Genomic DNA, 7,823 nt, shown 5'->3' with positions numbered 1-7,823 from the left:
GGCATCATGCGACGCACCAGCGCTTCTTTTCTTTCTGCTGAGTAGGCTTTCATTCACCCTGATTTTACCGCCCCCGGACCATGTCTATAAGATTCAGATAACACGACAAGTAGTCTGACGCCGGGGGTCCCCAAGAATCCTCCAGTCGAGCACCCAACCGTCGTAGAAGTCCTCGTAGAGAACGCGTCCGGCCCATTTCGGATGCGCCAGTTCTATCAAGCGGGCCCAAAAGCTCAAATTCGACAACGGCCAATGATCCTCGCCGACCAGGCCGATGAGAATATTCCTGACATGGGCGAGGCTATACGACACCCCGAACTCGACCTCTATCAACCCGGCCACTCGTGCGAGCGTCCAGCGAGCCGGCTTCGATGAGCTTCTGCCCCTCGGACCGAGTTCGCGCACGTAGCTGTCTACCAGACGTTTAACAAGTACCAACTTCTGCCCGTCGCTCAAGCCACCAGGACGCCCAAGCGCTCGCCCGCGCCAGGGCTCACTATCCGTGTACGCATCCTTCACCCGCGACCATCGAGACACCGTCTGACGGCTCACCGACAGTTCCCGCGCAACGTCCGCTTGCGACATACCTTCATCGAGCATGACCATCGCCTCCCGCCTCCGCTCGCTAAGCTGATCGAAATCCCGTCTCGTACTTTTCCCAGTCATGGATTTTCTCTTCTAACGTACTTGTCACCTACTATATTAAAACCATGAGGATTTGACCAAAGTTATACGGCTCACACAAGCTCCGCTCGCATCTGTATCGTTTCAACATCGAAAACTTCTATGTTGAACGACAGGGAAAATGCCTCTAACTATCATCAAAATCAATCAGGCGAAGAGTGACGGCGGTACGCTGAAACTGCCAGACAAGGATGGGCTGTATCTGCGCGTGACGAAGAAGACAAAGGGATGGCGCTTTGACTTCCGCTTCGACAACCGACGCTACACTATCAGCTACGGTCTGTACCCCACTGTTTCGCTCGCCAAGGCACGCGAGCTACACCAGGAAGCCAGACGACAACTCGCTGAAGGCATCAATCCGGCGTTCCGAAAGCGGCTTGAGAAGCTGGCCCGCAGCGCCTCTTTTGGCAACTCCTTCGAAGCCACTGCGAAGAACTGGTACGAGGGCAAACAGGAGCAGCGCTCGAACGCGTGGCGCGAAGCTCATAGCCTGTATTTGCGTCGGGATCTTAACCCGTACATCGGCGATATGCCTCTCTCGCAGATCGATGCGAGTGCACTGCTGAACGTGCTGGAGAAGGTCCGCATCGACCGCGGCGTCAAGACTGCCGAGCGTGTGCGACAAACGGCGGTCCAGGTCTTCGATCATGCAATCCGAAAACTCAAGGTTCAGGCCAATCCGGCCCGCGTGCTGCAAGGTTGGGCTGATATTCCGCCTCATATCAGTCACGAACCTCTGCGCGAGAATGAAATTCAAGAGTTCGTCGAGCGCCTTGACGCTGATACGGGGTCCACGGCGACGAAACTGTGCATCCTCCTCATGTTGCTCACATTCGTTCGCAAGAACGAAATCGTGCAGGCCCGCTGGGACGAATTCGTTCTCGGCGGCGCACTATGGGAAATCCCAGCCGCGCGCATGAAAATGCGCGATCCGCATATCGTGCCGCTGAGCAGGCAGGCAATCGCCGCACTGGAGGAACTGAAGCCGCTATCGCTCGGCTCAGACTTCCTTTTCCCGGGTCTCAGCAGCATCCATAAGCCAATGGGCCTCTCGACCCCGAACGTTCTTTTCGATCGAATGGGCTATGGCGGCCGCTTCACGCCGCACGGCATCCGCGCGACGGCGAGTACCTGGCTTAACACGAAAGGCGTACGCGCTGACGTGATTGAACGGCAACTTGCTCACACCGAACGAAATCGCGTCCGCGCCGCCTACAACCGGGCCGACTACCTCCACGAACGCCGTCAGGCCATGCAGATGTGGGCGGACTTCGTCTTGCCCGATCACGCCACGACTGAAGATATGTGGCTCGTGCCGCTTCCCCTGCCTGCCGAAATCCCCCAATAGCAACCCGTTCGGACTCTGACAACGGCTACCTTACGAGCCGTGACGACCTGTCCTGAAGTGAATCAAGCGGGACCAGCCCAAGGTACCCGCTTTCCACCATTTCTCTGGCTCGCTTGAGATCGGCGCTGATTCGCTTCCTGACCTCCGTTATCCTGTGCTGGTATTCTCTCGCCGGCCCCTTCAGACGGTCAGCATACAAGACCTCCGCCATCTCACCCCGGTCCGCACCCGAATACTCTGCGTCATAAAGCCTGAGCCAGAGAAGTAGCTTGTCGCGGCGTATCCTGTTGACCTTCGAGCGCTGCCCATCAGGCAGTGTCTTTTCATAGGCGGCAAGCTCGCGATCAAGAATCTCCTTCGCATGGCCCAGCAACGGCGCCATAGCGGACCTGCCCGATTCAATGCAGCGATTCAGGTCGAAAACGATCGCCACCTGACCGCTTTCCAGTTCCATACGGACCTCCCCGCCCGACGGCCGCCACCGCTCAACCTTTTGCACTGTCTCCGACAGCCAGAGGCGTTCGCTGTCCTCCTCGTCCCGATAAGCCTCCCAGCAAGATTTCAGCTCGCATCGCCCGAATCTGCGAGCCACTTCCTTGTTCCGGTGCAGATCCATCATCCGTGTTCGGTTCGCCTGGCGCGAGTCGCCCGCTCCTGCGGACACAAGCCAGTCCGGCTCAGTGTTGATCTTGTCGCATTCCTCGAAATACTCCGGATTTCGTCGCAGGAACTCCCACGCCCACCTGCGGTACGACCATTTGGCAGGCTCGGACGGGTAGCTGCTTTCGTCTCTCCACTGGGGACGTTTCTGTTTTCGAACCTTTCTGTAGATGCCATCTATGTGCACTTTCACGCTCCTTCGGATTTCCTTCGAAAGGATACATCTTACTGCGAGAATCACGTTGAATTCACGTTTATCGCTCTAATGATATTCGCGAAACATCAGAATATCCGGCTGACTCCGGCAGGCAACATCGATAACGACCTGCGGTCTCGACTTCAGCAAAATTCATTCGTTCACTCTTGAACAGACCTGAATAGACGAACGGAGCCGACCATGAACAAAAAACCTCACTCAGCAACCAGTGGTTGTGTGCAGGCAAATCAGCCACCCTCGCTTATTGCGCGGATTCGCCAGGGACGTGGCGCACAGCCGGCCCGCGTGCACGATCTCACGCACGACGCGCATCTTTGCGCAAACGCAGATTCCGGCGGAACCAAGGCGGTCGCCACAAAGACTAGCGCCAGTGTCGCCTACACGACGAAATGCCCGCTTCTGGATAAGCTGATCGAACAGGTACGCTCCAGCTCTCGCGACCGCCTGATGAAGGAACGCGAGGTACTGCCGATCATTGGCCGCTCGAAGGCAGCGATGCGTCGCGATGTTTCGCTCGGCCTCTTCCCCAAACAGGTCAAAACGGGGACGAAGTCTAGTGCCTGGCGTGAATCGGAGGTCATGGGATGGATCGAGGCTGCGACGATCCTCTCGCGCGTTGACAACCCCGGCTTCGACATGAAGGATTTCGTCGCCGCGCTGACCGCGCCTGTCAACGTTCCGGCGGAGGTGCACGCATGAACTCGAGTGACCTCTTTCCGGTCGATCCTGCGCAATGGTCTCGCCTTCATGAGGAAATCATGCCGAAGGTCGTTGAAGTTCGCGAGCAGATGCAACCGTGCACAGTCGTCCACCCTGTTCTCGCCATGCTGGGTATCGAGGAGGTGACGGGCTCAACGGCCGACGTCAGCATTAGCGGGATCGACTTTTCCGGCGCCCTCGCCTTCCCTGTGCGGTCAGCCAGTGACGGCTCGCTCCTGAACGTACTTTTCGTCTCGGATGCGGGCGACGGCTCCATTGAGGAAAGCATCATTCCTGGCGCGGCGATCAACGGTGGAATGGTGTCTATCGGGAAGATGAACGGCGACACCCTCTACCTCACTGTCGGTCTGCCGGGGGCCCTGGCAATCGCCACGGCCACCGGCGCGCCTGTTGTCAGTGCGATCTACACCGAGAACCTCCCCGAAGTCACCGCCGCTCTGAACGCCCGTTACCCGTCGATGGGAATCATCGTCTGCGCCGGCACCAGTGATGGGCCGAGCCTGCCGGTTGCGACCCGCGCAGCGGCGAGCATCGGTGCAAGGCTCGCCGTCGCGGAGACGGGCAGCACGTTCTTCGGTTGCTATAGGGAATCTGGCATCGAAGGCGTCGCCAGGAGCCTTGAGGCGGCAGAAGTTCAGCCCGGCTTTGGGCTGGCCGTCGAAATGTCCGATCCGCTCGACCCGCCAGCGCCGACCCGATGGCCCGGCCGCGTGAACACCATTCTCATGATCCAGCACGCCGTGATGCTCATCCGGCGCTATCTGATCGTTGACGTGTACGCCGCCATCACGATCGTACTGTGGGCACTGGCCACCTACTTCGCCGGAGAAATTCGGGTCGCGCCGCTCCTGTCCTTCCTGTCGCCGACCAGACGGTGTGGCAAGACAACTGCGCTCGGCCTTCTCAAGAGCCTCGTATGCCGCCCTTATTCCGCGTCGAATGTAACCCCGGCCACGCTGTACCGGTTGCCCGCACTCAAACCGACTGTTCTGATTGACGAAATCGACACGTTTCTCCGCTCGCGGGAGCTGGTCGGCATCCTCAACGGCGGCCACACCCGCGACGCGGCATCGATTGCCCGGGTTGAGAAGGGCAAAACGGTGTCCTTCGATACGTTTTTCATGAAGGCGCTTTTCGGTATCGGTCTGCTTCCCGAAACGCTCGCCGACCGTTCCATCGTGGTCCCGCTTGAACGCAAGGCAGAGAACGAAGAGGTGGAAAAGCACATCGTTTGCGAAAACGACGTGTTTGCCCCCGTGCGCGCTTGCTTTGCGAGCCTAGCCCACCGATATGCGGACGCTGTGCGGCACGCGAGCCGGAACCCGATCAAGCTCGGTAACGACCGGGCCGGCGATAACTGGGAACCGCTGCTCGCCGTCGCCAGCCTCTTCGGCGACGACTGGGTGGACTACGCGCGACGCGCCGCGAAACTGCTCTCGGCGCACACCGGCAACCAGTCTGACGCCGGCCTTGAGGAACTGATCGTAGACATCAAGGTGGCCTTCGATTCATGTGGTGCCGCCAAGCTGACGACCGAACATCTCATCGAGTTTCTGTGTGATGACCCGGAAAAGCCATGGGCGACCTTTTCGCGCGGCAGGCCGATTACGCCGCACGACCTCGCAAAGATGCTCAAACCGTTGCGCATCGAAAGCGTGAATCTGCGCGAAGACCGTGTCCCCGGTCAGAGGGATGCTTCGCCGACGCGCAAGGGATACCACCGTGCGGCATTTGCCCGAGCCTTCCGCCAGTACGTTCCGCGTGAACCGGAAGACTCCGAAACTGCGTAAACCACATAAGCCGCCACCGCGCTACAACGCTACATGGAAACCAAACGAGCGTCTGTAGCGTTGTGGCGGTTGAAGATCCCCTTGTCAGCAACGACCAGATCAACTGATCGTGCCGCCAGCGACGAGGTGAAGTAATACCATAACAATGCAAGTATTTTGCATAGCTATATGGCGATGTAGATCAGTTACATCGCCTATCTCGACAACTCAATGCAGCAGAGCTTGATAGCTGAAGATAGGCATATAACTTAATTATTACATCTGTAGTCCTACACTACTAGATATCTTGGATGGAGTAGATATGAATATCGGTCACCTCGAAGAATGCATTACGCTCGACACGGTTGGGTTCAGTGTTGAGGACGTCAATGCTGATCTCCCCACGAAGGTAGATGTGAATGGGAAGCGTCGCCGCTCTATCGGCTGCCTGAACTCCCCGTCGGGGCGGCAATCGTTAAAGTTCTGGCACGTCAAGAAGCACAATCGGTTGTGCGTTGAAGGCAGCGCCGCCATACATTTCCAGGACCACAATATCGTTGCCTCCAACGACCTGCGGATGACCGTCATTGCGACGCTGAAGGCCATCAAGGACAAGCACAAGGTCGACATTCCGCTACAGCAAGCCTATGGACTCGTACTCGGGCAGGACATTGCAATCACGCGGGTAGATACGCCAGCCATGCTTCGTGTACCTGCTGGGCTGACCCCGGCTACCGTCGTAAACGGCCTCGCGCTTGCGGGCTTCCGCTGCGGACTTAACGTCACCCTGCATCACAACGAGACGTGCTACTTCGACCAGCACTCGCAGATCGTTGCGTTGAAGGGCTATCTGAAGGACGTGCAAATGGGGCAGATGAGGAGGCAAGCCGCGTTACCTGATACCGAAAATACCGCCACCCTATTGGAACTCGCTCGCTCTACCATCCGAATTGAGCCCGTGTATCGGAAGAAGTACTTCAAGGCGCTGGAGCAGTTCGGAAAAACGCCCCCGACACTCGGCGACTTGAGCCCCACGATGCTCGCCATCATGTTCGCGACGTTGCTCGAAAAGTACAATCTGCGGGGGAGCCTGCGTGCCTGTTTGACTGACGAGGATTTATGGGCGATTCCGCACCAGCACCGAGGCATCGTCGCGTTCTGGCAGCGCGGCGGGGATATGCTGAAGTATTTCGACGGAAATCAGCGCACGTTGGCCCGCTACCGCCGCTTGCTGAAGAAGAACTATTCGATCGACATCTACGAGATGCCGCCGGGAGAAATCGAGGTGCCCGTCCAGATCGGCGAAATCCTGCGGCCGGAGAACTTTGTGCCGGTACCGGACGCGATTCGGCGCGATCCCGCGTTGTTCCACACCTTCGACGTTCAAGAGGAGTGGCGCAGCATCTGCGACCGTCGCGCCCTGCCCGGCGGAGTATCCCGCGCGTTCGTCGACCTCTACGAAGACGCATTCGATCCGTACGAACCCGCGGCCTATCCGGACATGCCGCAAATGCCAGATTTCTCCGTCTGATGTCACGTTGTAGCGGCAAAACAAGTGCCCTGCATTCCCCGAGTGGATTACCACGACATCGGGGCGACCGCTTGTCGCCGGAGAGCGAAATCGCAGCGCTCGTGAAGATCGCGGCGACCACGTCGTGCGCCATGGCGCTACAGCTGCTACAACGCTGCAACAGCCGGCGCAAGGCCGTTTCGCACAGGCCCTTTCGTGCCCCTGTAGCGTTGTAGCGGCCGGCCCACACCGAACAGCAGGTTCGTAGCGGTGTAGCGGCAAATACGGCTTTGCGACGCTCTGCCTACTCTCCGCGCTTGCATCCAAAGCTGTTTTGCGGCATGCATCGGCCGCGATAGCACTACGAGAACCCGCAACAACGCCCATCGCGAAATTTCTCCGGTGCCTTCAGTTACGAGAGCCCAACGGCAGCGCACGCCGAACCATGTCTACAGGGAAGGGGGATCACGATCAGCCCGTTTTTCTAGAATTCAGGCGGATTCGTCGCTGGAGCAGCGTGTCACTTCTTCCTTTTGTTGCCGTTACTCTCCATGAATTCGGCGAACTTGTTAAGCGATATCCCATACCAGTCCTTGCCGTTTTTTGGCGACCAATGGACGCCGCTAGGCTTCACGCGGATATGCCCAACAACCTGATTGTTCGCGTCGACAATTTCGTGATCTTCGTATTTGCGCGGTCGAAATGAATTCACTGCCATTGTTGGTCCCCGTTGAGGTAGGCTTACATTCGGACATGTTGGGAGCGCTATCCCGCCCTCCGGCAGCAAGTCTAGGGAAACGCTGATTAATGGAACTCGGCGGTCATCGCTCACGTAGCCGAAGACGTTATAGAAGGCAGCTCACAGAACGGACTCACGAGGATGAAGAGGCAGATCGGCTTCGCGGAAGCGGAAAT

The 7,823-nt window shown here is 58.1% G+C and carries 6 protein-coding genes; 4 read left to right on the top strand and 2 right to left on the bottom strand.

The features are described 5' to 3' along the window. Positions 1–93: 93 nt before the first annotated feature. Positions 94–666, bottom strand: a complete 573-nt coding sequence (locus F6X37_RS35015) for a helix-turn-helix domain-containing protein (protein WP_262420151.1) — start codon at positions 664–666, stop codon at positions 94–96. A 139-nt stretch (positions 667–805) separates the two neighbouring features. On the opposite strand from F6X37_RS35015, the gene F6X37_RS35010 reads away from it, so the two are divergent. Then, complete coding sequence (locus F6X37_RS35010) at positions 806–2,032, top strand: tyrosine-type recombinase/integrase (RefSeq protein ID WP_187614576.1); 1,227 nt, start codon at positions 806–808, stop codon at positions 2,030–2,032. Positions 2,033–2,057: 25 nt separating this feature from the next. On the opposite strand, the gene F6X37_RS37730 is transcribed toward F6X37_RS35010, so the two are convergent. Then, positions 2,058–2,933 (bottom strand): DNA -binding domain-containing protein, encoded by an 876-nt coding sequence (locus F6X37_RS37730; RefSeq protein ID WP_187614575.1) that lies wholly within the window; start codon positions 2,931–2,933, stop codon positions 2,058–2,060. Between the two features lie 156 nt (positions 2,934–3,089). On the opposite strand from F6X37_RS37730, the gene F6X37_RS35000 reads away from it, so the two are divergent. From F6X37_RS35000 to F6X37_RS34990, 3 genes are all read left to right on the top strand, one after another. After that, positions 3,090–3,608: a helix-turn-helix transcriptional regulator gene (locus F6X37_RS35000; RefSeq protein WP_187614574.1), complete on the top strand. Its 519-nt coding sequence runs from the start codon at positions 3,090–3,092 to the stop codon at positions 3,606–3,608. Continuing rightward, positions 3,605–5,419 carry a DUF3631 domain-containing protein gene (locus F6X37_RS34995; RefSeq protein ID WP_187614573.1) on the top strand — a complete coding sequence of 605 codons (1,815 nt, stop codon included), beginning with the start codon at positions 3,605–3,607 and terminating at the stop codon, positions 5,417–5,419. Before F6X37_RS35000 ends, F6X37_RS34995 begins: the two co-directional genes overlap by 4 nt. A 301-nt stretch (positions 5,420–5,720) precedes the next feature. Beyond that, a complete protein-coding gene (locus tag F6X37_RS34990; RefSeq protein WP_187614572.1) occupies positions 5,721–6,929 on the top strand; it encodes a phage/plasmid replication protein, II/X family in 1,209 nt (402 codons plus the stop codon). Positions 6,930–7,823 lie beyond the last annotated feature (894 nt).

This window comes from Paraburkholderia sp. 31.1 (genome assembly GCF_014397645.1).
Lineage (GTDB): Bacteria > Pseudomonadota > Gammaproteobacteria > Burkholderiales > Burkholderiaceae > Paraburkholderia > Paraburkholderia tuberum.
The sequence above is the reverse complement of the archived record's forward strand: the minus strand, read 5'-3'. Positions and strand labels throughout refer to the sequence as shown.

What these genes read in the sequence shown, in the direction of transcription:
- F6X37_RS35015 (WP_262420151.1), bottom strand. Translation starts at nt 666, where the DNA reads ATGACTGGGAAAAGTACGAGACGGGATTTCGATCAGCTTAGCGAGCGG.
- F6X37_RS34995 (WP_187614573.1), top strand. Translation starts at nt 3,605, where the DNA reads ATGAACTCGAGTGACCTCTTTCCGGTCGATCCTGCGCAATGGTCTCGC.
- F6X37_RS35000 (WP_187614574.1), top strand. Translation starts at nt 3,090, where the DNA reads ATGAACAAAAAACCTCACTCAGCAACCAGTGGTTGTGTGCAGGCAAAT.
- F6X37_RS35010 (WP_187614576.1), top strand. Translation starts at nt 806, where the DNA reads ATGCCTCTAACTATCATCAAAATCAATCAGGCGAAGAGTGACGGCGGT.
- F6X37_RS34990 (WP_187614572.1), top strand. Translation starts at nt 5,721, where the DNA reads ATGAATATCGGTCACCTCGAAGAATGCATTACGCTCGACACGGTTGGG.